This window comes from Streptomyces subrutilus (genome assembly GCF_001746425.1).
Classification (GTDB): domain Bacteria; phylum Actinomycetota; class Actinomycetes; order Streptomycetales; family Streptomycetaceae; genus Streptomyces; species Streptomyces subrutilus_A.
Genome location: NZ_MEHK01000001.1, coordinates 1687356 through 1713911 on the forward strand (window position 1 = coordinate 1687356; position 26556 = coordinate 1713911).

Consider the following 26556-nt stretch of genomic DNA (forward strand, 5'->3'; position numbering starts at 1 on the left):
AGGTGCCTAGCCTTCCTTCTGGGCGAGGCGCAGCAGGTGGTCGGCCAGGGCCTGGCCGCCCGCCGGGTCTCGGCTGATCAGCATCAGCGTGTCGTCGCCCGCGATCGTGCCGAGGATCTCGCGGAGTTCGGCCTGGTCGATGGCGGAGGCGAGGAACTGCGCGGCACCCGGCGGGGTGCGCAGGACCACGAGGTTGGCGGAGGCCTCCGCCGAGATCAGCAGTTCTCCGGAGAGGCGCCGCATGCGCTCCTCCTTCGCCGATTCCCCGAGGGGGGCCTGCGGGGTGCGGAAGCCGCCCTCGCTGGGCACCGCGTAGATCAGCTCTCCGCCGGTGTTGCGGATCTTGACCGCGCCCAGCTCGTCGAGGTCGCGGGAGAGCGTCGCCTGAGTGACGCTCAGCCCGTCGTCGGCGAGCAGCTTGGCCAGCTGGCTCTGTGAGCGGACCGGCTGCCGGTTGAGGATGTCCACGATCCGGCGGTGGCGGGCGGTGCGGGTCTGCGGGACGGCCTGCCCTCCCCCGGACTCCGTCCGGGAGTACCCCCAGTGCTCGTTGTCCTGCGCCTGGCTCATCGTCGTCTCATTCCCCGGATCCGTCCCCGTTGGCCGCGTCGAGGATGCCGGGCAGGTCCCGGAGGAACGCGTCCGCCTCGCCCTGGGACAGGACGTACGGCGGCATGAGCCGTACGACGTCGGGGGCGGGCGCGTTGACCAGGTAACCGGCATCCTGAGCCGCCTGTTGCACCTGAGGTGCGAGGGGCTCGGTCAGCACGATACCCAGCAGCAGGCCGGCACCGCGGACGTGGGAGACCAGCGGGTGCGCGGAGGCCTCGATTCCGGAGCGCAGCCGCTCGCCCCGCGCCTTGACCTGTTCGAGCAGGCCTTCGGCGGCGATGGTGTCGATGACGGCGAGCCCGGCGGCGCAGGCCACCGGGTTCCCGCCGAAGGTGGTGCCGTGCTGGCCCGGCCGGAGCAGGTCGGCCGCGGCTCCGAAGGCGGCCACCGCGCCGAGGGGCAGACCGCCGCCCAGCCCCTTCGCGAGCGTGACGAGATCCGGCTCGACGCCCTCGTGGGCCTGGTGCTCGAACCACTGGCCGCAGCGGCCGATGCCGGTCTGCACCTCGTCGAGGACCAGCAGGGTGCCGGTGGCGCGGGTGATCTCCCGGGCGGCCGTCAGGTATCCGGGGGGCGGGACGACGACGCCGTTCTCGCCCTGGACGGGTTCGATGACGACGAGCGCGGTCTGCTCGGTGACGGCGGCCCGCAGGGCCTCGGTGTCGCCGTACGGGACGTGCGTGACGTCGCCGGGCAGGGGCAGGAAGGGGTCCTGCTTCTTCGGCTGGCCGGTGAGCGCGAGGGCGCCCATGGTGCGGCCGTGGAAGCCGCCCGCGGTGGCGACCATGTGGGTCCGCCCGGTCAGCCGGCCGATCTTGAAGGCGGCTTCGACGGCCTCGGCGCCCGAGTTGCAGAAGAACACCTTGCCGGGGCGGCCGAAGAGCTGGAGCAGCCGCTCGCCGAGCGCGATGACCGGCTCGGAGACGTAGAGGTTGGAGACGTGGCCCAGCGTCCGGATCTGGCTGGTGACCGCCGCGACGACCGCCGGGTGGGCGTGGCCGAGCGCGTTGACCGCGATGCCGCCGACGAAGTCGGTGTAGCGCGTGCCGTCCGCGTCCCAGACCTGCGCGCCCTCACCGCGGACGAGGGCCAGCGCGGGGGTGCCGTAGTTGTCGGTCAGCGCGCCCTTCCAGCGGGTGCGGTATTCCTCGTTGCCGGTGCTCACCGGGGCTCCCCTCCCTGCGCGTCGGGCACGACCATCGTGCCGATGCCCTCGTCCGTGAAGATCTCCAGCAGGATGGAGTGCTGGACGCGCCCGTCGATCACGCGGGCGGTGGTGACGCCGTTGCGGACGGCGTGCAGGCAGCCCTCCATCTTGGGCACCATGCCGCTGGACAGCTCGGGCAGGAGCTTCTCCAGCTGGCTGACGGTGAGCCGGCTGATGACCTCGTCGCTGTTCGGCCAGTCCGCGTACAGGCCCTCGACGTCGGTGAGCACCATCAGGGTCTCGGCGCCGAGCGCAGCGGCCAGCGCCGCCGCCGCCGTGTCCGCGTTCACGTTGTAGACGTGGTGGTCGTCGGCGCTGCGCGCGATGGAGGAGATCACCGGGATCCGGCCGTCCGCCAGCAGCGCCTCGATCGCGCCGGTGTCGATCGCGGTGATCTCGCCGACCCGTCCGATGTCCACGAGCTCGCCCTCGATCTCGGGGGTGTGCTTGGCGGCGGTGATGGTGTGGGCGTCCTCGCCGGTCAGGCCGACGGCGAGCGGCCCGTGCTGGTTGAGCAGCCCGACCAGCTCGCGCTGGACCTGGCCCGCCAGGACCATCCGCACGACGTCCATGGCCTCCGGGGTGGTGACGCGCAGGCCCGCCTTGAACTCGCTGACCAGGCCCTGCTTGTCGAGCTGGGCGTTGATCTGGGGGCCGCCGCCGTGGACCACGACCGGCTTGAGGCCGGCCTGCCGCAGGAAGACGACGTCCTGGGCGAAGGCGGCCTTGAGGTCCTCGTCGATCATGGCGTTGCCGCCGAACTTGATGACGACGACCTTGCCGTTGTGGCGGGTCAGCCACGGCAGGGCCTCGATCAGGATCTGCGCCTTGGGCAGCGCGGTGTGCTTGCGCGCCGTTCCGGTGCCGGGCTGCCCGGCCTTCTCGTCGCTCATGAGCTGTACGCGCTGTTCTCGTGGACGTACTCGGCGGTGAGGTCGTTGGCCCAGATCACGGCCGACTCGCCACCGGCGGACAGGTCGGCGGTGATGCGGACCTCGCGGTCCTTCATGCTCACCAGCTCGCGGTCCTCGCCCACCGAGCCGTTCTTGCAGACCCAGACCCCGTTGATGGCCACGTTCAGCCGGTCCGGGTCGAAGGCCGCCCCGGTGGTGCCGATGGCGGAGAGCACCCGGCCCCAGTTCGGGTCCTCGCCGTGGATGGCGCACTTGAGCAGGTTGTTGCGGGCGATGGACCGGCCGACCTCGACCGCGTCCTCCTCGCTGGCCGCGCCGACGACCTCGATGCGGATGTCCTTGCTGGCGCCCTCGGCGTCGCCGATCAGCTGGCGCGCCAGGTCGTCGCAGACGGTCCGTACGGCCTCGGCGAACACCTCGTACGCGGGCGCCGTGCCGGAGGCCCCCGAGGCCAGCAGCAGCACCGTGTCGTTGGTGGACATGCAGCCGTCGGAGTCGACCCGGTCGAAGGTGGTGCGGGTGGCGGCGCGCAGCGCCCGGTCGAGGGTGGCACTGTCCAAGTCGGCGTCGGTGGTGAGGACGACGAGCATGGTGGCCAGGCCCGGGGCGAGCATGCCCGCGCCCTTGGCCATGCCGCCGACGGTCCAGCCGTCCTGCGAGACCGTGGCCGTCTTGTGCACGGTGTCGGTGGTCTTGATGGCGACGGCCGCGTCCTCGCCGCCGTCCTCGGACAGGGCCGCCGCCGCGGTCTCGATGCCCGGCAGCAGCTTCTCCATGGGGAGCGGCACGCCGATCAGGCCGGTGGACGCGACGGCGATCTCCCCGGCGTTGAACTCGCCGCCGAGGACCTCCGCGACCTTCTCGGCGGTGGCGTGGGTGTCCTGGAAGCCCTTGGGGCCCGTGCAGGCGTTGGCGCCGCCGGAGTTCAGGACGACCGCGCTGACCACGGCGCCGCGCAGGACCTGCTCGGACCAGTGCACGGGCGCGGCCTTGACGCGGTTGGAGGTGAAGACGCCCGCGGCGGCCAGACGCGGCCCGTGGTTGACCACCAGGGCCAGGTCCGGTTTGCCGTTCGCCTTGATCCCGGCGGCGATGCCCGCCGCCGTGAACCCCTGTGCTGCCGTGACGCTCACGGTGCGACTCCGATCGTGGAAAGTCCCGTGCCCTCGGGAAGGCCGAGGGCGATGTTCATGCTCTGCACCGCGCCGCCGGCGGTGCCCTTGGTGAGGTTGTCGATGGCGCTGATGGCGATGATCCGCTGGGCGGACTCGTCGTAGGCGACCTGCACGTGGACGGCGTTGGAACCGTGCACGGACTTGGTGGACGGCCAGCGGCCCTCGGGCAGCAGGTGGACGAACGGCTCGTCGGCGTACGCCTTCTCGTAGGCGGCGCGGAGCGATTCGGCGGTCGTGCCGGGCAGGGCCTTGGCCGAGCAGGTGGCGAGGATGCCGCGGGCCATGGGCACGAGGTTCGGGGTGAAGGAGACGGAAACCCTGGTGCCCGCGAGCGGGGACAGGTTCTGCACCATCTCGGGTGTGTGGCGGTGGGCCCCGCCCACGCCGTACGGGGTGACGCTGCCCATCACCTCGGCGCCGAGCAGGTGCGCCTTGAGCGCCTTGCCCGCGCCGGAGGTCCCGGTGGCGGCGACGATCACGGCCTCCGGCTCGGCGAGCTGCGCCTGGTAGGCCGGGAACAGGGCGAGGGAGACGGCGGTGGGGAAGCAGCCCGGGACGGCGATGCGCCGGGCCCCTTCGAGCGCCGCGCGTGCGCCGGGCAGCTCGGGGAGCCCGTACGGCCAGGTGCCGGCGTGCGGGGCGCCGTAGAACGTGTCCCAGTCGGCCGAGTCCTTGAGCCGGTGGTCGGCGCCCATGTCGACGACGAGCACGTCCGCGCCGAGCTGGGCCGCGACGGCGGCGGACTGGCCGTGCGGGAGCGCGAGGAACACGACGTCGTGGCCGGCCAGGACCTCGGGGGTGGTCGCCTCCAAGGTCCGCCCCGCGAGCGGTACGAGGTGCGGCTGCAGGTTGCCGAAGAGCTCCCCGGCGTTGGAGTGGCCGGTCAGCGCGCCGATCTCGACCTCGGGGTGCGCGAGCAGCAGGCGCAGGACTTCACCGCCCGCGTACCCGCTCGCTCCGGCCACCGCTACACGTACCGCCATCGGACCCTCCTCGTCGATGGCATGACTATACGTAGCTACGCAGTTTTATGCAACGCGCTTCAGGAGGGCCGGACGCTCCGTACGCAGCGTCCCACGGCGGCGGGGATCACGGGGGCAGAACCGGCGGGAGCGCGACGGGGACCGGTCCCGCCGGGCGGTACGGGCCCCGCCGGATCAGCCGGTCAGGGCGTGGCGGACCCACACGTTGGGTTCGACGTAGACCGCGTACCCCTCCTGCGGCGCGCAGTGGACCGGCGCGAGGGCGCCCGGGACGTGGACGGGGCCCGGGGTGTCGAAGGGGAGGCCGGTCCACTCGCGCCACTGGGGGAGCGAGCCGGTGATGGTCATCGAGAGCGGGGCGACCGAGTCGATGACACCGCCGGCCCGGACGTGGACGCGCAGCCAGGGGTCGTACGGGAGGCCGTCCGCGCGGGTGCGGTACGCGTACTCCCGGATCGGGGTGTCCGGTTCGGCCGGCTTCCCGCTCGGGCGGACCGGGGCCACGACCTCCGTGAAGCCGAGGCTGCGGGCGTTGTCCCGCATCGCGGCCAGCATCCGGCCGGACAGGCCCTCGCCCTGCCGGTCCGTGGCGACGGTGATCTCGATCGCGCTCACCGTGTCGGGGGCGGTCCCGCGCCGCAGGTCGGAGAAGGCCCACATCAGGATCCGGTCCCAGCCCTGCGGGGGCAGCGGCCCCTCCCGGCCCGGCGCGTGCCGGGCGAAGGGCACGCTGAACCCCCGGGCCACCACCGCGTCGCCGTCCGTGGCGACCAGCACGTACCGGGGCAGCTCGGCCACCATCCGCGGGTACAGCAGCCAGGCCAGCGCGTCGTGCTGGGCGAACTCGGGCCACGAGTCCTTCATGTCCCAGAGCCGGTCCGCGAGTTCGGGCCGCTCCGCCAGTGTGGTGATCAGTATGCCGGTCATCCCCGCAGGTTAGGACCGGCGCGCGAAGGGCCTCAACCGCTTTGCACCGGGGCCTGCAGGGAGAGGTGCCAGCGGCCCGACCAGCCCGTCAGGGTCATCGTGGACAGCGGTCGCACGTCCACGTTCCAGTAGGTCAGCGGCGGCGCCTGCAGGGCGTAGACCAGGGCCGCCCGGACCACCGAGGGCTCCGCCACGGCCACGATCGCGCCCCCGTCGTCGGCGGGCCTGGTGTCGAGCCAGCCGCCGATCCGCGAGATGAAGGCGAGCAGGGACTCGCCCCCGTGCGGGGCGGCGCGCGGGTCGGTGAGCCAGAGCTCCACCGCTCCCGGTTCGCGGGCGGTCACCTCGGCGAGGGTCAGCCCCCGCCAGCGGCCCATGTCGCACTCGCGGAGCGCGGGCTGGGCGAGGGGCGCGTACCCGAGCGCCTGGCCGGTGGCCCGGCTGCGCGGGGTGGGCGAGCAGTACCGCAGCCCGGCCGCGCCCAACGGGACCAGCCCCGGGGCAGCGGACTCCACGGCGTGCCAGCCCGCCCCGTCGAGCGGGCGGTCGTCGTCGAAGCGCTCGGTGAGCAGCGGGGAACTACGGGCTGCGGCAACGAGCGAAACCCGAACATGCATGCGGCGATGGTGGGCCGCGCACCGCACGGGGTCAAGCGTCTGTGCGCGGTGCCGCGGCCGGGCCGGTGCGCCGGGTCCGGCGGCCCGCGCCGGTCACGGCGCCAGCCCGGCCCGCAGCCGCTGGACCGCCTCCACCAGCTCGCCGGGCCCCGACACCCCGGCGAAGCTCAGCCGCACGTGCGGACCGGGCGGCTCGGCACAGAAGTACGGGCGGCCGGGCGCCACCGCGACCCCGGCGCGCAGGGCGGCCGCCGCGAAGCCGGCGTCGTCCCCGCCGCCGCCCGGCCGCACCCACAACTGGTAGCCGCCGGAGGGCAGATGGGCGAGCTCCAGCTCCGGCAGCTCCCGTCGCAGCGCCCCGGCGAGCACGTCCCGGCGGTGGCGGAGCTCTGCGGACACGGTCCGCAGGTGGCGGGGCCAGGCGGGTGCCCCGACCAGCTCCAGGGCGGCTTCCTGGAGCGGCCGCGGCACGAAGAAGCTGTCGACGACCTGGATGGCGCGCAGCCGGTCCACGACGGGACCCCGGGCGGCGAGGGCGCCCACCCGCAGGCTGGGCGAGGTGGCCTTGGTCAGGGACCGGACGTGCACCACCACTCCGTCGGCGTCCTCGGCGGCCAGCGTGGCGGGCAGCGGCCCGCAGTCCTCGTGGGCCAGGGCCCGGGCGTAGTCGTCCTCGACGACGAAGGCCCCCGCGGCCCGGGCGATCCGCAGCACCTCGGCCCGCCGCCCGGGAGCCAGCACGGCCCCGGTCGGGGTCTGGAACAGCGGCTGGCATACGAAGACCCGCGCCCCGGTGGCTTCGAAGGCGGCGGCGAGCAGCTCGGGCCGGACCCCCTCGGCGTCCACCGGGACCGGCACGGGGCGGCAGCCGGAGGCGCGGGCGATGGCCAGCAGGCCGGGGTAGGTGGGCGACTCGACCAGGATCGGCGCCCCGGGCGGGGCGAGTGCCCGCAGGGCGGTGGCCAGTGCGCTCTGTCCGCCGGCGGTGACCAGTACGTCGGCGGCCACGACCGGGCCGCCGATCTCCCGGGCGAACCAGTCCCGCAGTTCGGGCAGCCCTTCGACGGGCGGCCGCCCCCACGCCCCGGGCCGCCGCCCGGCCCGGGCCAGCGCGGCCGCCATGGCCCGCTCGGGCTGGAGGGAGGGGTGCAGGTAGCCGCCGTTGAGCTCGATCACCCCGGAGGGCGGGGTGGTGAGCGAGCCCAGCACCCCGGTGGCGTCCACCGAGCGCGGGACGATGTCCCCGGCGCCCTCGGCGCTGAGGGCGACCTCCTGCCAGGAGGTGTCCCCGGGCGCGGGGGCCGAGGTGCGCGGCCGGGCGCGGAAGACCCCGGCGCCGGGCCGGGTGACGACCAGGCCTTCGGCGGCGAGCTGCGCGAGCGCGCGGGAGACGGTGACGGGGCTGACCCGGTAGTGCTCGACCAGGGCCCGACTCGATGGGAGCTTTCCACCCACCGAGTAGCGGTTGAGCTCGGACCGGAGGGATTCTGCCAGCTCGGCCACACTGCTACGCTCGTACATGACAGCACAGAATAGCGCTACCCTGCCGACCACGATAGCGGTGCCGGGACCCGCCCGCGGCGCCGCGACCGGTACCCTCCTCGCCTCGCTCGGCGTGATCGCCTTCTCGCTCACCTTCCCCGCGACCGCCTGGGGACTGGAAAGTTTCGGCCCGTGGTCGCTGGTCGCCCTGCGCAGCGTCCTGGCCGCCGCCCTCGCCGGCGCCTTCCTGCTGGCCCGGCGGGTCCCGCTGCCCGCGCGTGAGCACTGGGCGGGGCTGGCCGTGGTCGCCGCCGGAGTGGTCGTCGGGTTCCCGCTGCTCACCACCCTCGCGCTGACCACCTCCACGACCTCTCACGCGGCCGTGGTGGTCGGGCTGCTGCCGCTGACCACGGCCGCGCTGTCCGCGCTGCGCACCGGGGCCCGGCCCTCGCGCCGCTTCTGGGCCGCGGCGCTGGCCGGGGCCGCCGTGGTCCTCGCGTTCACCGTGGCGCAGAGCGGCGGTGCGCTCTCGGCCGGGGACGCCTACCTGTTCGGCGCCCTGCTGGTGTGCGCCGCCGGGTACACCGAGGGCGGCCGGCTCGCCCGGACGCTGCCCGGCTGGCAGGTGGTCGGCTGGGCGCTGGTGCTGTGCCTGCCGCTCAGCCTGGCCGGCTCCGCCCTGGGCCTCGCGTACGAGCCCGTCCACCTCACCGGGCACGGCGTGGCCGGCCTGGTCTGGGCGGCCGCCGGCTCCACCTTCCTCGGCCTGTACGTCTGGTACCGGGGCATGGCCGAGATCGGCGCCCCCCGGGCCAGCCAGCTCCAGCTCGCCCAGCCGCTGCTGACCCTGGTGTGGTCGGTGGCCCTGCTCGGCGAGCGGCTGTCCCCCGCCGCGCCGGTGGCCGCCTGCGCCGTGCTCGTCTGCATCGCCGCGACACAACGGGTCAAATAGCCCCGCAACGACCTAAACTGCTAGCACCGGATCGGACCGCCACCGAGGAGGTCAGTTATGCGCGCGACCGAGGGCGACCAGCTGGTGCAGCACGGCAGGATCGTCGGACAGAACGACAAGGTGGGCGAGATCACCCAGGTGCTGGGCGAGAACGGAACGCCCCCGTACCGGGTCCGCTTCCAGGACGGACACGAAGCCCTGATGGCCCCCGGGCCCGACTGCACGGTCCGCCACCCCGCGGACTCCGAGCGCTGACCGCGCCGAGCGAGGGGGTGGCTCAGCCGCTGCCCGAGCCGGGCTCAGCCGCCGACCAAGCGGTGGCTCAGCGCGGTACCGCCCCCGTTCCGTAGTGGTCGGCGACCACTCGGGCCATCGCTCCGTTGGGGTCCGAGGCCACGTGCTTCGCGGAGAACCACACGTGGCCCCGGACCTGGGGGTAGCGGCGCGCGAAGGTGACGTGGCGGGACAGCTCCGCCGGATCGCGCCAGGCCGGGGTCGGGCTGTCCGCGTCGCAGCGGTACAGCGCCTCCCCCACGTACAGCCGCACGTCCGTACCCGCGACCGTCCGCGCCCACCAGGGGACGATGTCGGCGTAGTCGGCGCTCGGGTGCCCGATGTGCCAGTAGGCCTGCGGGACGACGTAGTCGATCCAGCCCTCGGTGACCCACTTGCGGGTGTCGGCGTACAGGTCGTCGTACGTGGCGACACCCGCCCGCGTGGGTGAACCAAGCGGGTCCCGGTCGGAGTTGCGCCAGACCGCGAACGGGCTGACGCCGAATCGGGCGGCGGGCCGCACCTCCCGCAACCGCGCCGACATCTCCTGGACCAGGGTGTCGGTGTTGTGGCGGCGCCAGTCGGCCCGGGAGTCGAAGTCCTGCCCGTACTCCGCGTAGGCCTCGTCGTCGTCGAACTCCTCCCCCTCCACCGGGTACGGATAGAAGTAGTCGTCCCAGTGCACCGCGTCCACCGGGTAGCGGGAGACCGCGTCGAGCATGGCCTCCTGGACGAAGAGCCGCACCTCGGGCAGCCCGGGGTTGTAGAAGAGCTTGTCGCCGTACGCCACGGTCCAGCCCGGGTTCAGCCGGGCCGGGTGCTCGGGCGCGAGCCGGTCGAGGTCGGTGTGGTTGGCGACCCGGTACGGGTTGAACCAGGCGTGCAGTTCCAGCCCGCGGGCGTGGGCTTCGGCGACGGCCGTACCCAGCGGGTCCCAGCCCGGATCCACCCCCTGCTCCCCTGTCAGCCATTGCGACCACGGTTCCAGCGGCGAGGGCCACAGGGCGTCGGCCGCCGGCCGGACCTGGAGGACCACCGCGTTCAGGCGCCGGCGCACCGCGGTGTCGAGGAGGCCGATCAGCTGCCTCCGCTGTTCCGCGGCCGACAGCCCGCTCCGGGAGGGCCAGTCCACGTTCGACACCGAGGCGATCCACATCCCCCGGAACTCCGTGACCGCCGCGCGGCCGGAGGCCGGAGCGGCCGCCGCCCGGGCCGGGCCCGCCCCGCCCGTGGCCGCCGCCAGCGCCCACGCGGCCCCCGCCAGCAGTCCCCGACGCCCGATGTACGCCATGTGACGCTCCGTTCCCTTGCGTGACTTTCCGTTGTGTCCGCCCAGCATGCCCGCCCCGGCCCGGCAGCGGGGTCAACGTCAGGGGTAACGTCGGGGGGCGTGGCGGGCGCCGGAAAGCAGTTACCACTGCCGGCCCGGGGGACCCGCGATGGATGAGCAGCGAAAGGCACGAAGTGACGGACCTCTCTACCCTCCCGGCCGACATCACCCGCGTCGGCGTAGTGGGCTGCGGCCAGATGGGCGCGGGCATCGCCGAGGTGTGTGCCCGCAGCGGCCTCGAGGTGAAGGTCGCCGAGACCACGGGCGAGGCCCTGGAGATCGGACGCACCCGGCTGCACAACTCGCTGACCAAGGCCGCCGAACGCGGCAAGATCAGCGACGAGGAGCGGGACGCCACCCTGGCCCGCCTCAGCTTCACCACCGACCTCGGCGAGTTCGCCGACCGCGACCTCGTGATCGAGGCCGTCGTCGAGAGCGAGCAGGTCAAGACGGAGATCTTCCAGGTACTCGACCAGGTGGTCACCCGCCCGGACGCGATCTTGGCCTCCAACACCTCCTCGATCCCGCTGGTCAAGCTGGCCGTCGCCACCTCGCGCCCCGACCAGGTCATCGGCATCCACTTCTTCAACCCGGCCCCGGTGCAGCAGCTCGTCGAGCTGATCCCGGCACTGACCACCGGCGAGGAGACGGTCAAGCGCTCCGAGGCCCTGGTGCGGGACGTGCTCGGCAAGCACGCGATCCGCGCCCAGGACCGCTCCGGCTTCGTGGTCAACGCGCTGCTCATCCCGTACCTGCTGTCCGCGATCCGGATGTTCGAGTCGGGCATCGCGAGCCGCGAGGACATCGACAACGGCATGGAGCTGGGCTGCGCCCACCCGATGGGCCCGCTGAAGCTCGCGGACCTGATCGGCCTGGACACGGTGGCCTCGGTGGCCGACAGCATGTACGCCGAGTACAAGGAGCCGCTGTACGCCGCTCCCCCGCTGCTCCAGCGGATGGTCGACGCGGGCCGCCTGGGCCGCAAGACCGGCTCGGGCTTCTACCCGTACGGATGACCCCTACGGCTGCCCGAGCCTGAGGTGGTGCAGCAGGAGCAGCCCGGCCGCCATGTTGGCGGCCGGAATCTCCCCGCGCGCGATCATGTCGGGCACCAGCTCGAGCGGGACCCACTCCCGGCGCGAGGACTCGAAACCGTCCTCGGGATGGCCGATGAAGGTCGCCCCGTCCGCCCAGTAGAGGTGGTGGCGGGCGTCGGTCAGCCCGTTGGACGGCTCCACGGTCATCAGGTGCCGCAGCGGGCCGGGCCGCCAGCCCGACTCCTCCTCCATCTCCCGCGCCGCCGCGCCCTCGACGGACTCCCCGTCCTCGACCACCCCGGCGGGCAGCTCCCAGCCCCAGCTGTCGGTGATGAAGCGGTGCCGCCACAGCAGGAGCACCTCGTTGGCCTCGTTGACGGCCGTGGCGACGGCGACCGGGCGCAGCCGGATCACGAAGTGGTCCAGATGCCGGCCGTCGGGGAGTTCCACATCGGCGAGGTTCACATCGAACCAGCGGTTTTTGTACACGGTCTGCTCACTCAGGTTCATCCACTGCACGGTTGTGCCGCCTTCCGTTCGGATTGGTGGCAACATGGCAGCAGTTGAAACCGTCACAGGGGAACGCGCAGCGCCCCGTCGATGAGCTGGGCCGTCTCCTCCGCGCCCGAACAACCGCTGGTCAGCAGCCGTTCGCGGACCGCACGCAACCGGTCGCGCAGCCGGAGCGACTCCATCCCCTTGGCCCGCTCGGCCATTTCGGCCGCGGCCGCCACCGCCCGGTCCGCCTCTCCCTGCCGCAGCTGGATCTCGCACAGCATCGCCAGCCGGTGCACCCGGCCGCGGTCGTGCGCGGGGGTGCGGACGGCCGCGGCCGCCTGCTCGTGCGCGCCGGCGAGGTCCCCCAGACCGAGCAGCGCCTCGGCGACCTGGACGTTGACCAGCCCCGGCTGCACGTAGCCGGTCTCGTCCGGTTCGGCGCCCGGTCGGATCCGCTCGGCCGCCGCCTCGGCATGGCGGATACAGGCCAACGCGGCCCGGGCGTCGCCGAGTTGCGCGTAGGCCTTGGCCTGCATCGCGTACAGGTCAGCCGCCAGCGCCGGGGTGGTGTCCCGGCCCGCGGCGCGCAGCGCGGCCTCGGCGAAGGCCACCGCTTGGCGGTACTCCCGCAGGTGCAGGGACTGGTTGACGAGCAGCGCGATGACGTACGCCCCGAGCCCGCGGTCCCCGCTCGCCTTGGCCAGGCGCAGGGCCTGGTGGAAGTAGCGCTGGGCGAGCCCGTGCGCGTCCGAGTCGTAGGCGCAGATCCCCGCCACCGCCACCAGGGAGCCGGTGGCCCGGTGCAGCCGCCGGCCGAGGGCGTCGGGGTAACTGCCGCGCAGCATGGGGGCCGTCTCGCTGCCAAGGAAGCGGACGATCCGGTCCCGGGTGGCCACCCCGCCGGCCCGGCGGTACATCAGCTCGTAGTGGGCGCGGGCGGCCCGCAGGATCTCGATGTGCTCGGGCCCGATCCTGTCCGGTCCCTCGCGGGAGACGTCGGCGTCCTCGGGCGGGTTCTCCCACTCCCAGACCGGGATGACGGCGGGGGTTCCGGTGACGGCCCCGGCCGTGAGCAGCTGGGGCCGGGCCTGGCCGTCGGCCCGCCACAGAGCGGCGGCACGGTCCACGAACCCGCTGAGCGGGGAGGCGTGCGGGGCGGCGGGCAGGCCCGGTACGCCGAGGCCGATGTCGTCCAGCCCGACGGGCCGCTCCAGCCGGCCGCCGAGCACCTCGCAGATCAGGTCGGGGACCTGGCCGCGGGGCCGCTGGCCCTTCAGCCACCGGGCCACGGCGGTGTGCTCGTAGCGCAGGGCGAGTCCGCGGATGCGGCCCGCCTGGTTCACGTACGCGGCGAGTCCGGCGTGTGACATGCCCGCCTCGGCGAGGAGGGCGTCGAGCAGGACGTTGGGCTGCATGGGCCGCTCCCGGGGCTCGTCGGTCTCAGGCTAGTGGGTACTTGGTTCACACGGGGTGTGAACCAAGTACGCGCATAAATGCGATACGCACTCTGCCGCCGGGGGGCGCAGGAGCGCTTCACTTAAGGGCCTCGCCAAGAGGCAGCCCGGGTCGTCGGCTCCCCCTCGTACAGTGCGACGACCCGTCACCGCGCCGCCCGTTCTGCTGTCTGCCCGACACTCCACGGCAGGCGGGCGGCGTGCCGGTTCCCGCCGGCGCCCGGTTGGTCGCCGGGCCCGGCGGGACCGGCCTGGCGGGGCCGGCCTGGCCGGGTCCGCCGGAGCGGCGGGTTCAGGCCCGGTCGTCGCGGAGCACCAGCAGGGCGACATCGTCGGCGAGCCGCCCGCCGGTGTGCCGCAGCAGGGCCGTGTGCACGCCCGCTACCAGCCGCGCGGGCGTGAGCGGTGCCTCCGCGAGGACGCGTCGCGGGGGGAAGAACGCGCCGGCGGCGTTCCGGGCCTCTGCGGCGCCGTCGGTGTGCAGGAACAGGGTTTCGCCGGGCCGCAGTTCACCGCACGTGTGCGGCTGCGGATCGCGTGGCAGCGGCACCACCCCGAGCGGTGGCATGGTCTCGCCGTCCAACCCTCGCACGTCGGTGAGCCGCTGCGCGGGGCCTCCCCCGCCCCGCCCCTTCCCGAAACCGGGGCTCCGCCCCGGACCCCGTACGGCGCCCCGCGCCCGCGCCTCGCACGCCGTCGGGGCTGAAAGCGCCGCTCTGCGGCGATCCGGTCCGCCGGACGGCGCCTTCGAGCCGAGCTCCGCCACATCCAGCCCCGCCGGCGTGTGAGGCGCGGGCTCCGGGTCGGAGCCCGGGCCGCGCGGAGCGGGGTGCTCCGGGGCCGTCGCCGGGCGCAGCAGGTAGGGCCAGGGGTGGCCGCAGTTCAAGGCCAGGAGGGTGCCGTCCGGGGCGATCTGGAGGAGCAGCACCGTCACGAACTCCTCTGCCGACGGGGACTGGGGCTCGCCGGAGCAGGCGGCGGGATGCTCCGCGCGGGCCCGGTCCCGCAGGTGCCGGGCCAGCGCCCGCTCCATCCGCACCAGCACCCCGCCCAGCGACACCTCGTCGTACGCCGCTTCGCGGAAGGCCCCGAGGACCGCCGCGGCCGCACCCAGCGCCGGCAGGCCGTGCCCCCGTACGTCCCCGATGACCACCCGGACCCCGTGCGCCGTCGGCACGGCCTCGTACAGGTCCCCGCCCACCGCCGCGCCCCGGCTCGCCGACAGCTGCGCGGCGGCCAGCGCCAGTCCGTCCATCCGTGCGGGCAGCGGCCGCAGCAGCGCCCGCTGGGCGGCTCCCGCGATCTCCTGCGAACGCCGCAGCTCCGCGACCAGTCCGCGCCGGATGTGCAGGGCGCAGCCCGTCGCCAGGAGCAGGAAGGCGGCGCACGTGGCCAGGCTCGGCACCAGCCGCCCGGGGGTGGACAGCTCCCAGGACACCGCGGCGCCGCCCCACGCGAAGACGCACACCCGGCGAACCTGGGGCTTCTCCCCGATCATCGCGGCCTCCCCTCGGCCGCAACGATTGTGCCGACCACCCGGTGCCCCGGACACGGGTCGCCGACCTTCTCACCCGAACGAGTGAGGTGGGGGGTCCCCCCAGGCCCGTCAAGGCGCGGGGGGCGTATCCGGTGCTCCGGATACGCCCCCCGACCTGCCTGAACCGGCCGGTCACAACCTGCGGCAGGTGCTACGCGCCGCGCAGCACCGCCCCGGTCCGCTCGCCCGCGAGCGCCACCGCCGCGTCGCGCGCGGCCGTGGACTCCTCGGCGGTCAGCGTGCGGTCGGCCGCGCGGAAGCGCAGCGCGTACGCCAGGGACTTCTTGCCCTCGCCGACCTGCTCACCGGTGAACACGTCGAACAGGCGGAGCGACTCGAGGAGCTCGCCCGCGCCCTCGCGCAGCGCGGCCTCCACGTCCGAGGCCGGCACGGACGCGTCCACGATCAGCGCGACGTCCTGGGTCGCCACCGGGAAGGAGGAGATCCGGGGCGCCTGGAGGGCCTCGCCGCCGGCCGCCGCGAGGCGGTCGAGGTCGAGCTCCATCGCGCTGGTGCGGGCCGGCAGGCCCATCGCCTTGACCACGCGCGGGTGCAGCTCACCGGCATGGCCGATGACCTGTTCGACCCCGTCGAGGGTGACGACCAGCTCGGCGCAGCGGCCCGGGTGCCAGGGGCCGTACTGGCCCTGGCGGACGACGAGCTCCGCGCCGGCCTCGACGGCCAGTGCCCGCGCGGCCTGGACGGCGTCCGCCCAGTCGGCCGGGCGGCCCTTGCCCCACCAGCCGGCCTGCTCGCGGGCACCGGCCAGCACGACCGCGGCGTAACGCGGCTGCGCGGGCAGGGCCGCGTCCAGAGTCGCGATCTCCTCGTCCGTGGGACGGCGGTCGACGGGCAGCCGTACGGCCACACCCGGCTGCTCGCCCGCCAGGAAGACCGAACCGGTCTCGAAGAGCGCGAGGTCGTGGCTGCCCCGGCTGTCGTTGCGGCGCAGCGCGCCGAGCAGACCCGGCAGCAGCGTGGTGCGCAGCGCCGGCTCCTCGTCGGAGATCGGGTTGACCAGCTTGACGACCCGGCGGGCGGCGTCGTGCGCGGGGAGCTGGAGCTGGTCGAAGACCTGCTCGCCGAGGAACGGGTAGCTCAGCGCCTCCACGTAGCCCGCGCCGGCCAGCGCACGGCCGGCCCGGCGGTGCAGCTGCTGGCGGGGGGTCAGACCGCGGCCGGAGGGCACCTGCGGCAGGGTCGACGGGAGGTTCCCGTAGCCCTCGAGCCGGATGACCTCTTCGGCGAGGTCGTTGGGCGCGGCGAGGTCGGGCCGCCACGAGGGGACGGTGACGACGAGCTCGTCCTGGCCGTAGACGTCGCAGCCGACCTCCTGGAGCCGGCGCACGACGGTCTCGCGGCCGTACTCCATGCCCGCGACCCGGTCCGGGTGGTCCGCGCGCATCGCGATGGTGCGCGGGGCGCCGGGGGCGAGGAACTCGGTGACACCGGCCTCGGCGGTGCCGCCCGCGAGGAGCACGAGCAGGTCGACGGTCCGCTGCGCGGCCGCGGCGGCGGCCAGCGGGTCGACGCCCCGCTCGAAGCGCTTTGAGGCCTCGGAGGAGAGCTTCAGGCGGCGGGCGGTGCGCGAGATCGACACGGAGTCGAAGTGCGCGGCCTCGATCACCACGGCCGTGGTGCCGGTGACGGCGCCCGTCTCCGGGTCCGTGACGGAGTCGGCGATCTCGGTGTCGGCGCCGCCCATGACACCGGCCAGGCCGATCGGCCCGCTGTCGTCGGTGATCACCAGGTCCTCGGAGTCGAGCGTGCGCTTGACCCCGTCGAGGGTGGTGAACTTCTCGCCCTGCTCGGCGCGGCGGACGCCGATGGCGCCGTCGATCCGGGAGCGGTCGTAGGCGTGCAGCGGCTGGCCGAGCTCGAGCATCACGTAGTTGGTGATGTCGACGGCGAGCGAGATCGGGCGCATGCCCGCCTTCTGCAGGCGGCGGGTCAGCCAGATCGGGGAGCGCGCGTCGGGGTCGAGGCCGGTCACCGTGCGGGCGGTGAAGCGGTCGCAGCCGGCCGGGTCCTCGACCTTGACCGGGTAGCCGTAGGAGTTCGGCACGGGGACGTCGAGCAGCGCCGGGTCGCGCAGCGGCAGGCCGTACGCGGTGGCCGCCTCGCGGGCGACGCCGCGCAGGGACATGCAGTAGCCGCGGTCCGGGGTGATGTCGATGTCGAGGACCTCGTCGACGAGCTCGAGCAGCTCGATCGCGTCGGTGCCGACCTCGTGCTCGGGCGGCAGCACGATGATGCCGTGCGTGCCGTCGTCGCCCATGCCCAGCTCGTCGCCGGAGCAGATCATGCCGTGCGAGGTGCGGCCGTACGTCTTGCGCGAGGCGATCGCGAAGTCGCCGGGCAGGACCGCGCCGGGCAGGACCACGACGACCTTGTCGCCGACGGAGAAGTTCCGGGCGCCGCAGACGATCTCCTGCGGCTCGCCGGTGCCGTTGGCCTGGCCGACGTCGACCGTGCAGAACCGGATCGGCTTGCGGAAGCCCTCGAGCTCCTCGATGGTCAGTACCTGGCCGACGACGAGCGGGCCCTTGAGCCCGCCGCCGAGCTGCTCGACCGTCTCGACCTCGAGGCCGGCGTCGACGAGCTTGGCGGCCACGTCGCGGCCGGTGGCGCCCGCGGGGAGGTCGACGTACTCCCGCAGCCAAGAAAGCGGGACCCGCATCAGATCTCCATCCCGAACGGCCGGGTGAAACGGATGTCACCCTCGACCATGTCTCGCATGTCTTCTACGTTGTGGCGGAACATCAGCATCCGCTCGATGCCGAACCCGAAGGCGAACCCGCTGTACTTCTCGGGGTCCACGCCGCAGGCGACGAGCACCTTGGGGTTGACCATGCCGCAGCCGCCGAGCTCGATCCAGCCCTCGCTGGAGCAGGTGCGGCACGGGCGGTCGGGGTTGCCCACCGACTCGCCGCGGCACACGTAGCACTGCATGTCCATCTCGGCGGACGGCTCGGTGAACGGGAAGAAGTGCGGGCGCAGGCGCGTGGTGGTGCCCTCGCCGAAGAGCTCCTGGACCATGTGGTCCATGGTGCCCTTGAGGTCGGCCATGGTCAGGCCCTCGTCGACGGCGAGCAGCTCGACCTGGTGGAAGACCGGGGTGTGCGTCGCGTCGAGCTCGTCGGTGCGGTACACGCGGCCCGGGCAGACGATGTAGACGGGCGGCTTGCGCTCCAGCAGCGAACGCGCCTGCACCGGGGAGGTGTGGGTGCGCAGCACGACGCCGGACTCGTCGCCCTCGGTGCCCTCGGGCCCCTGGACGAAGAAGGTGTCCTGCATCTGGCGTGCCGGGTGGTCGGGCGTGAAGTTGAGGGCGTCGAAGTTGAACCACTCCGCCTCGACCTCGGGGCCCTCGGCGACCTCGTACCCCATGGCCGTGAAGATGTCCGCGATGCGGTCCATCAGCGTGGTCAGGGGGTGCCGGGCGCCGGCGGGGACGCGGTCGTAGGGCAGCGTGACGTCCACCGCCTCCTCGACCAGCACCCGCTCGTCGCGCTCGGCTTCGAGCTCGACGGTGCGGGCCCCGAAGGCCTTGTTCACGGCGCCGCGGGCCTGGCCCACGCGCTTGCCCGCCTCGGCCTTGGCCTGTGGGGGCAGCGCGCCGATCTCGCGGTTGGCGAGCGCCAGGGGCGAGCGGTCGCCCATGTGCGCGGTCTTCGCCTCACGCAGCGCGTCGAGGTCGCCGGCGGACGCGAAGGCGGCGAGCGCCTCGTCCCGCATGCGCTCGATCTCTTCCGGTTTCAGTGCCTCGACCTCGACAGGGTCGTACGACTTGTTCGGTGCCGACATCTCTTCCCGTACTTCCGATGGCTGGCTGGTGGTCCCCGTACGGCGCGATCAGACCGATCGACACAGAGACACAAAGGTGCCAAAGGACGAGTCTAAAGGTCGCCGGGGGTGAAGGAGCCCGTGGGCCGCCTGGCAAGACGCTCAGCAGTGCTACTGCGTGAGGTAGGCCGGGGCGCTCACGGGCAGGATAAATCGGAATTCGGCGCCGCCGCCGGGGCCGCGGCCGACCGTGATGGTGCCGCCGTGCGCCTCCACGATGCCCTTGACGATATACAGGCCCAGGCCGGTGCCGCCGCGCTTGCTCCCCCGCCAGAAGCGGGTGAAGACGCGGCCCATCGACTCCTCGGGGATCCCGGGGCCTTCGTCGGACACGGTGACGGCGGTTCCCTTCTCGTGCGGCGATACGTCGATGGTGACCGTTCCGTCTCCGTGGCGCACCGCATTTTCAAGGAGGTTGCCGAGGATCTGGTCGATCTTGTCCGGATCGGCCCACAGGTCGGGGAGCGGCCGGCTCACCCGTACGAGGAACCGCTCGGGGGCCTGGCCGTTCGCGGTGAGCGCCTGGACGTGGCGGCCGACGGCGGTGGCGATGTCCACGGGCTGGCGGCGGACCTCGAGGCGGCCGGAGTCGATCCGGGAGATGTCGAGCAGCTCCGTGATGAGGCGGGTGACGCGGTTGGCGTCGGCGTCGACCGTCTCCAGCATGAGCCGCTTCTGGTCGTCGGTGAACCGCTCCCACTTGGCGAGCAGGGTCGCGGTGAACCCCTTGACGGAGGTCAGCGGGGAGCGCAGCTCGTGCGCCACCGTGGCGATCAGCTCGGCGTGGCTGCGCTCGGTGCGGCGGCGGGCCTCGGTGCCGCGCAGGGTGATGACGAGGCGGCGCAGGGGGCCGGTGGGGTGCGTGCGGATGTAGCTGGCGGAGACGAGCACCTCGCGGCCGCCGGGGAGCAGCAGGTTCCGCTCGGGCTGCCCGCGGCGGGTGGCGAGGCCCCCGTACGGGTCGGTCAGCGTCCACCAGCGGCGGCCCTCGAGGTCCTCCAGGGGCAGCGCGCGGTCGATGAGGGTGCCGAGGGCCTGGCCGGCGGCGATGGCGGTGATCCGCGCGGCCGCCGCGTTGAAACAGATCACCCGTCCCGTGTCGTCGGCGACGACGAGTCCGTCGGGCAGTTCGTCGGGGTCCAGCCCGAGGCCGAGGCCGTCGCCCGGGGCGACGCCGGCGGCGCCGGGCCCGGCGGACGCCTCCGCGGCCGCCCGGGTGCCGGAGAGCGGGCCGCGCCCCGGGCCGGCCGTCTGCGCGGCGCCGGCACGCACGGCGGCGCCGGGGTCGGGAACGCGCGGAGCGGGCGGTACCGGTGCGCGGCCGCGGGCGGGCTCCGCCGACTGCGGCGGTACACCGGGCAGCCCGCCGTCGGCGGCCGGGGATTCGGGGGCGTATCCGAACCGCTCCTCGGCCGCGTGCGCGGCCCGCGAGGGCCCCGGTGAGCTGTTCGTACCGACGGTCATGTCCCCGTACCCCACATCTCCGAGTAGCGCCGTGGGCCCCCCGGGCCGCCACATTACTAGCTGGGGGTCACGGAGCGGCACCCTCCGGGCGCCCGCTGTGCTCGCGCGGAGGCGTAAAGGCACACGGCGGCGGCCGTGGCGAGGTTCAGGCTCTCCGCCTTGCCGTGGATCGGGACCCGTACCACGGCGTCCGCGAGGGCCCGGGTCTCCGCGGGCAGGCCCCAGGCCTCGTTGCCGAAGACCCAGGCGGAGGGGCCGCCCATGGTGCCCGCGTCCAGCTCGGCGTCGAGGTCGTCCTCGCCGGCCCCGTCGGCGGCGAGGATCCGTACGCCCGCCGCGCGCAGCCCCTGGACGGCCTGCTCCACGGGGACGCCGACCGCGACCGGGAGGTGGAAGAGGGAGCCCACGGAGGCCCGTACCGACTTGGGGTTGTACAGGTCCACCGAGGCGTCGGTCAGGATGACGGCGTCGGCTCCGGCGGCGTCCGCGCAGCGCAGCACCGTACCGGCGTTGCCGGGGTCGCGGACGTGCGCGAGGACGGCGACGAGCCTGGGCTCGGCCGCGAGGATCTCCTCGAAGGGCGAGTCGAGGAAGTGGCAGACGCCGACGAGGCCCTGCGGGGTGACGGTCTGCGAGACCTCGGCGAGCACCTCGTCGGAGGCGTGGTGCACCCGGGCTCCGGCGGCCAGCGCGGCGTCGATGATCTCCGGGTAGCGCTCGGCGGCCTCGACCGTGGCGAACAGCTCGATCAGGGTCGACGCCCCCTCGGACCCGCGGTGCTCGACGGCCTCGCGGACCGCCTGGGGGCCCTCGGCGATGAACCGGCGCTCCTTGGTGCGGAAGTTGCGCCGTGCCAGTCGCCTGGCGGCGGCCACCCGGGGGGATCGGGGGGAGATCAGCTCGTGGTGACCCAGGTCAGCCATGGTCTCTGCGGTCTCTCTCGGGGTGCGGGGCGCGCGGGGCGCGGGCGGTGCGGGGGGGGCGGGCGGTGCCCGGGCGCCCCTGCCGTGCGGGGAAAGCACTCGGACCCGCAGGCGATTCGCCTGCGGGTCCGAGGGTGCCGACCGCCTACGCGGCCGGCCAGGCCTTACGCGGCGGCCTTGGGGGCGTTGACGTCGGCCGGGAGGGCCTTCTGGGCGACCTCGACCAGCGCGGCGAACGCGTTGGCGTCGTTGACGGCCAGCTCGGCGAGGATCTTGCGGTCCACCTCGATGTTGGCGGCCTTCAGACCCTGGATGAGGCGGTTGTACGTCATGCCGTTCTGGCGGGCAGCGGCGTTGATGCGCTGGATCCACAGCTGACGGAAGTCGCCCTTGCGCTTCTTGCGGTCGTTGAAGTTGTAGACCAGCGAGTGGGTGACCTGCTCCTTGGCCTTGCGGTACAGGCGCGAACGCTGACCGCGGTAGCCGGAGGCCGCCTCGAGGATTGCCCGGCGCTTCTTGTGGGCGTTTACTGCCCGCTTGACGCGTGCCACTTTTTAACTCCTTGTAGCGGGGCCGTGGTTGTCTTCACACGGCCCGAATTCGATGGGGTCCCGGTCTTGACGCTCATCCGCTCCCGGCGCGGGAGCGGAGAACATCACTTGCCGAGAAGCTTCTTGATCTTCGCGGCGTCGCCGGGGGCCATCTCCGCGTTGCCGGTGAGGCGACGGGTGATGCGGGACGACTTGTGCTCGAGCAGGTGGCGCTTGCCGGCGCGTTCGCGGAGCACCTTGCCGGAGCCGGTGATCTTGAAGCGCTTCTTGGTCCCGCTGTGCGTCTTGTTCTTCGGCATAGCGCCGTTATCTCCTCGTCGGTGGCGCTCCCCCCGGTCCGGTTCGGGACCGGGTGACGGGAGCGTCATGTTGTGTCGGTGATCCGGGACAGGCTGCCCCGGAATCAGGCCTCGGCGTTCGCCTCGTCGGCGGCGGCCTCGGTGACGTCGGCATCCTCGGCGGTCGCCCCGGCCTCGGCGGTCTCCTCGGAAGGAGCCTCCTCGTCGGTGGCGGCCACACCCTGGCGCTCCGCCTTGCGTGCGGCCTGCGCCTCGCGGGCTTCGGCCATCGCCTCGGTCTTCTTCTTGTGCGGACCGAGGACCATGATCATGTTTCGGCCGTCCTGCTTCGGGCTCGACTCGATGAACCCGAGGTCCTCGACGTCGGCCGCGAGGCGCTGCAGCAGTCGGAAGCCGAGTTCCGGCCTGGACTGCTCGCGACCACGGAACATGATCGTGATCTTGACCTTGTCGCCCTGCTTGAGGAACCGAACGACGTGACCCTTCTTGGTGTCATAGTCGTGCGGGTCGATCTTCGGCCGGAGCTTCATTTCCTTGATGACCGTGTGCGCCTGGTTCTTGCGCGCCTCACGGGCCTTCATGGCCGACTCGTACTTGAACTTGCCGTAGTCCATGAGCTTGCAGACCGGCGGGCGTGCGGACGCCGCGACCTCGACCAGGTCGAGGTCGTACTCCTGCGCGAGCTCAAGCGCCTTGGCAAGCGGCACGATGCCGACCTGCTCGCCGCTGGGACCGACGAGTCGTACCTCGGGAACGCGAATCCGGTCGTTGATGCGGGGCTCGGTGCTGATGGATCCTCCTCGGTAGCACCACACGGCTGCCTGGCAGACAGCCGCTGACGTGTATTTCCGTCAGACCGACCGCGGCGGGAGAATGAAAAAAGCCCCGCCGGGCACAGGCAGGGGCTCCAAAAACGACCGGAGCACCGCCGCGTGCGAACCGCGGGGCGCAGACTCGGGCAGCTTTCCATCGTCCGTACGGAACGATGGATGCCGCCTGACCGGTGACCCGCCGCCCCGGAGGGTGGTCGGGTGGGAGATCGGAGCCTCCACTTGTGGCCGGGGACGTACGTCTCCGGCCGGTCGTAGCCCAATATAGCATTCCGCGCCAGAGCCGCTCGCCTGGTGCTCCGGTCGGGGGTCCGCTACGCCCGGCTTATCGTGTGGAGCATGACTGACGCGAGCCTCCCCGCCGACCCCGCTGCCGACACCGCACCCGAATCGCCCGACTACGACGCCATGACCCGCGACATCGCGGACGTCCCCGCCGTCGAGGTGATCACCACGGTGGCCGTGCACCTGCTGAGCGCCGCGGCGGTCAACCTGGGCCTGGACAAGCCCGACTCCGAGCACAAGGACCTCGACGAGGCCCGCAAGCTGATCACGGCCCTGGCCGGCCTGGTCACCGCGAGCGCCACCGAGATCAGCTCCTTCCACGCCGCCCCGCTGCGGGACGGCCTGAAGTCGCTCCAGCTCGCCTTCCGCGAGGCCTCCATCGTCCCGGACGAGCCGGGCCAGGGGCCGGGCGAGAAGTTCACCGGCCCCGTCTTCGGCTGAGCCGCCGCCGTACCGCTGAGGGGCGGGGCTCCGGGACGCGTTCCCGGAGCCCCGCCCCTCAGCCGTGCGGGCGGACGTTCAGCGGGTGAACAGCGGCTCGCCGGGCGGGGCCGGGGCGTCCGGCGGCAGCAGCGCCAGGTCCAGCCCGCGCACCAGCCGGGCCCGCAGGGTCGCGTCCGCCGCCAGGGCCTCGGCGACCCGGCGGGCCGCCGGCTGCGCCTGGCCGGCCTCGGCCGGGACGATCGCGAGGGTGCCGTCGGAGTCCGCGCCGCCGGGGCCGAGGTACGCGCGCAGCACGGCACCCTCCGCCGCCACCGCGGCCCGTACGGCCTCCCGTACGGCCGGGTCGGCCAGCGGGCCCGCCTCGGTGCGGCCCTCGGCCAGGGCGAGCAGGGCGGAGCCGGTCAGCTGGTAGGTGACCGGGCCGGCGAGGTCCAGGACCACGGTGTCGGCCTTCTCGTGCGCGGCGGCCGCCAGCGCCTGGTGCAGCGGGACCGCCACCGGCCGGGCCGCCGGGTCCCACAGCGCGAGCGAGGCGGTCGAGGTGAAGGCGGGCAGCGCCCGCCGGTCGCCCGCGCGCAGGGTGGGGACGGCCATGTCGCTGGTCTTCTCGCGCCGCAGACCGGTCTGCGGGTCGGTCTCCACCTCGCCGAGGACGGCGACGACGGGGACCAGCAGGCGGGCGTCCTTCAGCGCCGCCAGCACCTCCGGCTCGCGGGAGCGGTCCTCGGCCCAGGCGGCCAGGGCCGCGGTCAGCCGGGGGTCGGCCGAGCCGTCGTCGTCGGAGAAGCCCGGGTCGGGAATGTTCTTGTTCGCCATGTTCGCCACAGTTACCCGACCCTACTGTGCCGGGTGCGACGGCGGCGTGAGGGGTTGCCGGCCGCGGGTCCTGCCCCGGGTGCCGCGCCGCGGCCTGCGGGCCAGTACGGCGGCCAATACGAGCAGTACGGCGCCGGCGGCCGCGGCCTCCGAGGCGCCGAGGCGGGCCCCGCGCTCGGGCGGGCGGGCCGGATCGGGGCCGGGGCCGAAGTACGGCACGTCGGCCGCGGCGGGCGCGGGGACCGGCGGCTCCGGCTGGACGGCCTCGGCGACCTGGAGGGCCGCGACGGGGTCCACCATCCCGTAGCCGCGGGCGTCGTCGCGGCCGCCGGCCGGGCTGTCGGAGGCGGTGTCCTCCAGCAGCTTCTTGATCTGGGCCGGGGAGAGGTCCGGGTGGGCGGCCTTGACGAGGGCGACGGCTCCGGAGACGAAGGCCGCCGCCGCGCTGGTGCCCCAGCCCTCGTAGTACGAGCGGTCGGGGTCGGCGATGACCACGTCGACGCCCGGGGCGCTGACGGTGGAGTACCAGTTGCGGGTGGAGAACTTGGCCTTGCGGCCGCGCCGGTCGACGGCGGCGACGGCGATGACCCCCGGGTAGGCGGCCGGGTAGGAGACGCGGTCGCCGCTCTCGCCGCCGTTGCCCGCGGAGGCGACGACGACCACGCCCTTGGCGAGGGCGTACTGCACGGCCTCGTCCTCCCCCGCCTCGTGGTGGGCGGAGTCGCTGTCGTCGCCGAGGGACAGGTTGATCACGTCGGCGCCGTGGTCGGCGGCCCAGCGGATGCCCTCGGCGAGGGCGCCGCCCTTGCTGTCGCGGGCCTGGGCGCGGCCCGGGTCGCCCTCCTCCAGGATCACCCTGACGGGCAGGATCCTGGCCTGCGGGGCGATGCCGAGGACGCCCTGGCCGCGGCCGGGGCCGTGGCCGTGCCCGGCGATGATGCCGGCCATGGCGGTGCCGTGGCGAGCCCAGGAGCGGTCGCCGCGGCCGGCGCCCATGCCGATGACGTCGGTGCCTTCCAGGACCTGTCCGGCGAGGTCGGGGTGGGATCCGTCCACCCCGGTGTCCAGGACGGCGACGGTGACTCCGTCGCCCCGGGTGGTGCCCCAGGCCTCTTCGGCGCGCAGGGCCAGGAGCCCCCACTGGCGGTCGCGGATCGAGTCGGCGGCGGCCGGAGCCGCGGTGGCGGCCGTCAGGACGGCGGCCACGGCCAGGGCGGCGGCGCCCCGCAGGAGCGCACGGCGGGGCTGCACCGCGGCTCCGCGCCGGGGCCTCATCGGGACGCCTCGGGGGCGGGCGCGGCGGGCGGGTCGGCGAGCAGCGCCAGGCCGTTGCCGATGCGGTCGGCTACGGCCTTGGCCTCGTGGCCGAGGCCCGCCTGGGCCACGGCGCCGGCGGCTTCCTTCTTCATCACGTCCTCGGCGGGGCGGGGCGCGTCCAGGAGGCGGCCGTCGGCGAAGGAGGAGACGGTGTAGACGACCACGGGGGCCTTGTCGGCGACGGACGCGGTCCAGGCGGCGCGCTGGGCGTCGGCGAACCCGTACGCGGGCGGGGCGGTGAGCCGGCCGGTCAGGGCGCTCATCGCGCGGGCGTCGCCGGGGGTGAAGACCATGCCGGCGGTGATCAGGAAGCTGCGGGTGGCGTCGGTGTAGGTGGCGCGCAGCACGCGCGTGCAGCCGGTCGCGGTGAACAGGCCCTGCCAGTCCGCGGGGAGCGCGCCCGGGCAGTCGGCGTCGGGGGCGAGCGCGATCCGGGTCCAGATCCGGTTCGCGCCGCCGGGGCCGGCCGCGGGGCCGGCGAGGACCGGCGGGAAGAGGGAGTCCACGGGGGCGGACCGCCACAGCGACCCGGCCCCGCGGTAGACGGCGTCGGCGGACAACGGACGGTGGGCCGCGCGGTGTTCGAGCCAGGCGTCGGCTCCGGCGCCGCCGACGAGCCCGGCACCGAGCAGGGCGCACAGCACGGCGGCGAGGACCCGTCCGGGGCGGCGGCGCGGCGCGGCGGCGGGGGGCGGCGGGATCCGGCCGGGGCCCGGGGGCGGTTCGGGCTCGCCCAGGACCGCGGTCCGCGGTGTCGTCGTGGTCATCCGGCGGCTCCGCCCC

Annotated in this window: 26 protein-coding genes; 4 read left to right on the forward strand and 22 right to left on the reverse strand. The window is 74.0% G+C overall.

The features are described 5' to 3' along the window. Positions 1-6: 6 nt before the first annotated feature. The 8 genes from BGK67_RS08620 to BGK67_RS08655 all read right to left on the reverse strand — a co-directional run bounded on the left by BGK67_RS08620 (position 7) and on the right by BGK67_RS08655 (position 7956). On the reverse strand, positions 7-570 hold the full coding sequence (locus tag BGK67_RS08620) for an arginine repressor (RefSeq protein ID WP_069919520.1): 564 nt from the start codon (positions 568-570) through the stop codon (positions 7-9). A gap of 7 nt (positions 571-577) precedes the next feature. Next, positions 578-1777 (reverse strand): acetylornithine transaminase, encoded by a 1200-nt coding sequence (locus BGK67_RS08625; protein WP_069919521.1) that lies wholly within the window; start codon positions 1775-1777, stop codon positions 578-580. Then, positions 1774-2712, reverse strand: coding sequence for an acetylglutamate kinase (argB, locus tag BGK67_RS08630; RefSeq protein WP_069919522.1), 939 nt, complete (start codon positions 2710-2712; stop codon positions 1774-1776). The genes BGK67_RS08625 and argB overlap by 4 nt, the downstream gene beginning before the upstream one ends. Then, positions 2709-3866 carry a bifunctional glutamate N-acetyltransferase/amino-acid acetyltransferase ArgJ gene (gene argJ, locus BGK67_RS08635; protein ID WP_069919523.1) on the reverse strand — a complete coding sequence of 386 codons (1158 nt, stop codon included), beginning with the start codon at positions 3864-3866 and terminating at the stop codon, positions 2709-2711. The genes argB and argJ overlap by 4 nt, the downstream gene beginning before the upstream one ends. Beyond that, positions 3863-4891: an N-acetyl-gamma-glutamyl-phosphate reductase gene (gene argC / locus BGK67_RS08640; RefSeq protein WP_069919524.1), complete on the reverse strand. Its 1029-nt coding sequence runs from the start codon at positions 4889-4891 to the stop codon at positions 3863-3865. The genes argJ and argC overlap by 4 nt, the downstream gene beginning before the upstream one ends. A gap of 174 nt (positions 4892-5065) precedes the next feature. Beyond that, entirely contained in the window at positions 5066-5818 is a 753-nt protein-coding gene (locus BGK67_RS08645) for an acetyltransferase-like protein (RefSeq protein ID WP_069919525.1), read from the reverse strand. Positions 5819-5850: 32 nt separating this feature from the next. Continuing rightward, positions 5851-6435: a histidine phosphatase family protein gene (locus BGK67_RS08650; protein WP_069919526.1), complete on the reverse strand. Its 585-nt coding sequence runs from the start codon at positions 6433-6435 to the stop codon at positions 5851-5853. Between the two features lie 93 nt (positions 6436-6528). Beyond that, the gene (locus BGK67_RS08655) at positions 6529-7956 is read right to left on the reverse strand and encodes an aminotransferase-like domain-containing protein (protein ID WP_079154086.1); all 1428 of its coding nucleotides are present in this window, start codon (positions 7954-7956) and stop codon (positions 6529-6531) included. Between BGK67_RS08655 and BGK67_RS08660 the strand changes: the two genes are divergently transcribed. Together BGK67_RS08660 and BGK67_RS08665 are read left to right on the forward strand one after the other, a co-directional pair. Further along, positions 7955-8869: a DMT family transporter gene (locus BGK67_RS08660; protein WP_069919528.1), complete on the forward strand. Its 915-nt coding sequence runs from the start codon at positions 7955-7957 to the stop codon at positions 8867-8869. The two genes, BGK67_RS08655 and BGK67_RS08660, sit on opposite strands and share 2 nt — an antisense overlap. A gap of 57 nt (positions 8870-8926) precedes the next feature. Beyond that, complete coding sequence (locus tag BGK67_RS08665; RefSeq protein WP_069919529.1) at positions 8927-9124, forward strand: DUF1918 domain-containing protein; 198 nt, start codon at positions 8927-8929, stop codon at positions 9122-9124. Between the two features lie 67 nt (positions 9125-9191). Here the strand turns inward: BGK67_RS08665 and BGK67_RS08670 are convergent, their stop codons facing one another. After that, positions 9192-10433 carry a glycoside hydrolase family 10-like protein gene (locus BGK67_RS08670; protein WP_079154087.1) on the reverse strand — a complete coding sequence of 414 codons (1242 nt, stop codon included), beginning with the start codon at positions 10431-10433 and terminating at the stop codon, positions 9192-9194. A 152-nt stretch (positions 10434-10585) separates the two neighbouring features. Here BGK67_RS08670 and BGK67_RS08675 point away from each other — a divergent pair, with 152 nt between their 5' ends. After that, positions 10586-11488: a 3-hydroxybutyryl-CoA dehydrogenase gene (locus tag BGK67_RS08675; protein WP_069919531.1), complete on the forward strand. Its 903-nt coding sequence runs from the start codon at positions 10586-10588 to the stop codon at positions 11486-11488. A 3-nt stretch (positions 11489-11491) separates the two neighbouring features. On the opposite strand, the gene BGK67_RS08680 is transcribed toward BGK67_RS08675, so the two are convergent. The 10 genes from BGK67_RS08680 to infC all read right to left on the reverse strand — a co-directional run bounded on the left by BGK67_RS08680 (position 11492) and on the right by infC (position 22896). Continuing rightward, positions 11492-12019, reverse strand: a complete 528-nt coding sequence (locus BGK67_RS08680) for an NUDIX hydrolase (protein WP_432215426.1) — start codon at positions 12017-12019, stop codon at positions 11492-11494. A 62-nt stretch (positions 12020-12081) separates the two neighbouring features. Beyond that, the gene (locus tag BGK67_RS08685; protein WP_069919533.1) at positions 12082-13422 is read right to left on the reverse strand and encodes an NsdA family TPR-like regulatory protein; all 1341 of its coding nucleotides are present in this window, start codon (positions 13420-13422) and stop codon (positions 12082-12084) included. A gap of 331 nt (positions 13423-13753) precedes the next feature. Further along, positions 13754-14959, reverse strand: coding sequence for a SpoIIE family protein phosphatase (locus BGK67_RS39960; RefSeq protein WP_069919534.1), 1206 nt, complete (start codon positions 14957-14959; stop codon positions 13754-13756). A gap of 190 nt (positions 14960-15149) precedes the next feature. Then, positions 15150-17678 (reverse strand): phenylalanine--tRNA ligase subunit beta, encoded by a 2529-nt coding sequence (gene pheT, locus BGK67_RS08695; RefSeq protein WP_069919535.1) that lies wholly within the window; start codon positions 17676-17678, stop codon positions 15150-15152. Beyond that, complete coding sequence (gene pheS / locus BGK67_RS08700) at positions 17678-18805, reverse strand: phenylalanine--tRNA ligase subunit alpha (RefSeq protein WP_069919536.1); 1128 nt, start codon at positions 18803-18805, stop codon at positions 17678-17680. The genes pheT and pheS overlap by 1 nt, the downstream gene beginning before the upstream one ends. 150 nt (positions 18806-18955) lie before the next feature. Further along, positions 18956-20308, reverse strand: coding sequence for a sensor histidine kinase (locus tag BGK67_RS08705; protein WP_069919537.1), 1353 nt, complete (start codon positions 20306-20308; stop codon positions 18956-18958). Positions 20309-20364: 56 nt separating this feature from the next. Next, positions 20365-21222, reverse strand: a complete 858-nt coding sequence (locus tag BGK67_RS08710) for a TrmH family RNA methyltransferase (protein ID WP_069923719.1) — start codon at positions 21220-21222, stop codon at positions 20365-20367. Positions 21223-21395: 173 nt separating this feature from the next. Further along, positions 21396-21782, reverse strand: coding sequence for a 50S ribosomal protein L20 (gene rplT, locus BGK67_RS08715; protein WP_007263143.1), 387 nt, complete (start codon positions 21780-21782; stop codon positions 21396-21398). A gap of 104 nt (positions 21783-21886) precedes the next feature. After that, entirely contained in the window at positions 21887-22081 is a 195-nt protein-coding gene (rpmI, locus tag BGK67_RS08720) for a 50S ribosomal protein L35 (protein ID WP_069919538.1), read from the reverse strand. A gap of 104 nt (positions 22082-22185) precedes the next feature. Further along, positions 22186-22896 (reverse strand): translation initiation factor IF-3, encoded by a 711-nt coding sequence (gene infC, locus BGK67_RS08725; RefSeq protein WP_069919539.1) that lies wholly within the window; start codon positions 22894-22896, stop codon positions 22186-22188. 354 nt (positions 22897-23250) lie between these two features. Here infC and BGK67_RS08730 point away from each other — a divergent pair, with 354 nt between their 5' ends. Further along, the gene (locus tag BGK67_RS08730) at positions 23251-23637 is read left to right on the forward strand and encodes a DUF1844 domain-containing protein (protein ID WP_069919540.1); all 387 of its coding nucleotides are present in this window, start codon (positions 23251-23253) and stop codon (positions 23635-23637) included. A gap of 78 nt (positions 23638-23715) precedes the next feature. On the opposite strand, the gene BGK67_RS08735 is transcribed toward BGK67_RS08730, so the two are convergent. From BGK67_RS08735 to BGK67_RS08745, 3 genes are read right to left on the reverse strand one after another with little or no spacing between them, the layout of a single operon-like run. Beyond that, entirely contained in the window at positions 23716-24456 is a 741-nt protein-coding gene (locus BGK67_RS08735) for an SseB family protein (protein ID WP_069919541.1), read from the reverse strand. 21 nt (positions 24457-24477) lie between these two features. Next, positions 24478-25731, reverse strand: a complete 1254-nt coding sequence (gene mycP / locus BGK67_RS08740) for a type VII secretion-associated serine protease mycosin (RefSeq protein ID WP_069919542.1) — start codon at positions 25729-25731, stop codon at positions 24478-24480. Further along, positions 25728-26540: a hypothetical protein gene (locus tag BGK67_RS08745; protein WP_069919543.1), complete on the reverse strand. Its 813-nt coding sequence runs from the start codon at positions 26538-26540 to the stop codon at positions 25728-25730. The genes mycP and BGK67_RS08745 overlap by 4 nt, the downstream gene beginning before the upstream one ends. Positions 26541-26556: the final 16 nt, after the last annotated feature.

Excerpts from the sequence above, each read along its gene's own strand:
- BGK67_RS08705 (WP_069919537.1), bottom strand. The coding sequence starts at position 20,308 with ATGACCGTCGGTACGAACAGCTCACCGGGGCCCTCGCGGGCCGCGCAC.
- pheS (WP_069919536.1), bottom strand. The coding sequence starts at position 18,805 with ATGTCGGCACCGAACAAGTCGTACGACCCTGTCGAGGTCGAGGCACTG.
- BGK67_RS08685 (WP_069919533.1), bottom strand. The coding sequence starts at position 13,422 with ATGCAGCCCAACGTCCTGCTCGACGCCCTCCTCGCCGAGGCGGGCATG.
- BGK67_RS08665 (WP_069919529.1), top strand. The coding sequence starts at position 8,927 with ATGCGCGCGACCGAGGGCGACCAGCTGGTGCAGCACGGCAGGATCGTC.
- BGK67_RS08655 (WP_079154086.1), bottom strand. The coding sequence starts at position 7,956 with ATGTACGAGCGTAGCAGTGTGGCCGAGCTGGCAGAATCCCTCCGGTCC.
- rpmI (WP_069919538.1), bottom strand. The coding sequence starts at position 22,081 with ATGCCGAAGAACAAGACGCACAGCGGGACCAAGAAGCGCTTCAAGATC.
- mycP (WP_069919542.1), bottom strand. The coding sequence starts at position 25,731 with ATGAGGCCCCGGCGCGGAGCCGCGGTGCAGCCCCGCCGTGCGCTCCTG.
- BGK67_RS08670 (WP_079154087.1), bottom strand. The coding sequence starts at position 10,433 with ATGGCGTACATCGGGCGTCGGGGACTGCTGGCGGGGGCCGCGTGGGCG.
- BGK67_RS08620 (WP_069919520.1), bottom strand. The coding sequence starts at position 570 with ATGAGCCAGGCGCAGGACAACGAGCACTGGGGGTACTCCCGGACGGAG.
- argC (WP_069919524.1), bottom strand. The coding sequence starts at position 4,891 with ATGGCGGTACGTGTAGCGGTGGCCGGAGCGAGCGGGTACGCGGGCGGT.
- BGK67_RS08735 (WP_069919541.1), bottom strand. The coding sequence starts at position 24,456 with ATGGCGAACAAGAACATTCCCGACCCGGGCTTCTCCGACGACGACGGC.
- BGK67_RS39960 (WP_069919534.1), bottom strand. The coding sequence starts at position 14,959 with ATGATCGGGGAGAAGCCCCAGGTTCGCCGGGTGTGCGTCTTCGCGTGG.
- pheT (WP_069919535.1), bottom strand. The coding sequence starts at position 17,678 with ATGCGGGTCCCGCTTTCTTGGCTGCGGGAGTACGTCGACCTCCCCGCG.
- BGK67_RS08730 (WP_069919540.1), top strand. The coding sequence starts at position 23,251 with ATGACTGACGCGAGCCTCCCCGCCGACCCCGCTGCCGACACCGCACCC.
- argB (WP_069919522.1), bottom strand. The coding sequence starts at position 2,712 with ATGAGCGACGAGAAGGCCGGGCAGCCCGGCACCGGAACGGCGCGCAAG.
- BGK67_RS08675 (WP_069919531.1), top strand. The coding sequence starts at position 10,586 with ATGAGCAGCGAAAGGCACGAAGTGACGGACCTCTCTACCCTCCCGGCC.
- BGK67_RS08650 (WP_069919526.1), bottom strand. The coding sequence starts at position 6,435 with ATGCATGTTCGGGTTTCGCTCGTTGCCGCAGCCCGTAGTTCCCCGCTG.
- BGK67_RS08660 (WP_069919528.1), top strand. The coding sequence starts at position 7,955 with ATGACAGCACAGAATAGCGCTACCCTGCCGACCACGATAGCGGTGCCG.
- BGK67_RS08645 (WP_069919525.1), bottom strand. The coding sequence starts at position 5,818 with ATGACCGGCATACTGATCACCACACTGGCGGAGCGGCCCGAACTCGCG.
- BGK67_RS08680 (WP_432215426.1), bottom strand. The coding sequence starts at position 12,019 with ATGAACCTGAGTGAGCAGACCGTGTACAAAAACCGCTGGTTCGATGTG.
- BGK67_RS08745 (WP_069919543.1), bottom strand. The coding sequence starts at position 26,540 with ATGACCACGACGACACCGCGGACCGCGGTCCTGGGCGAGCCCGAACCG.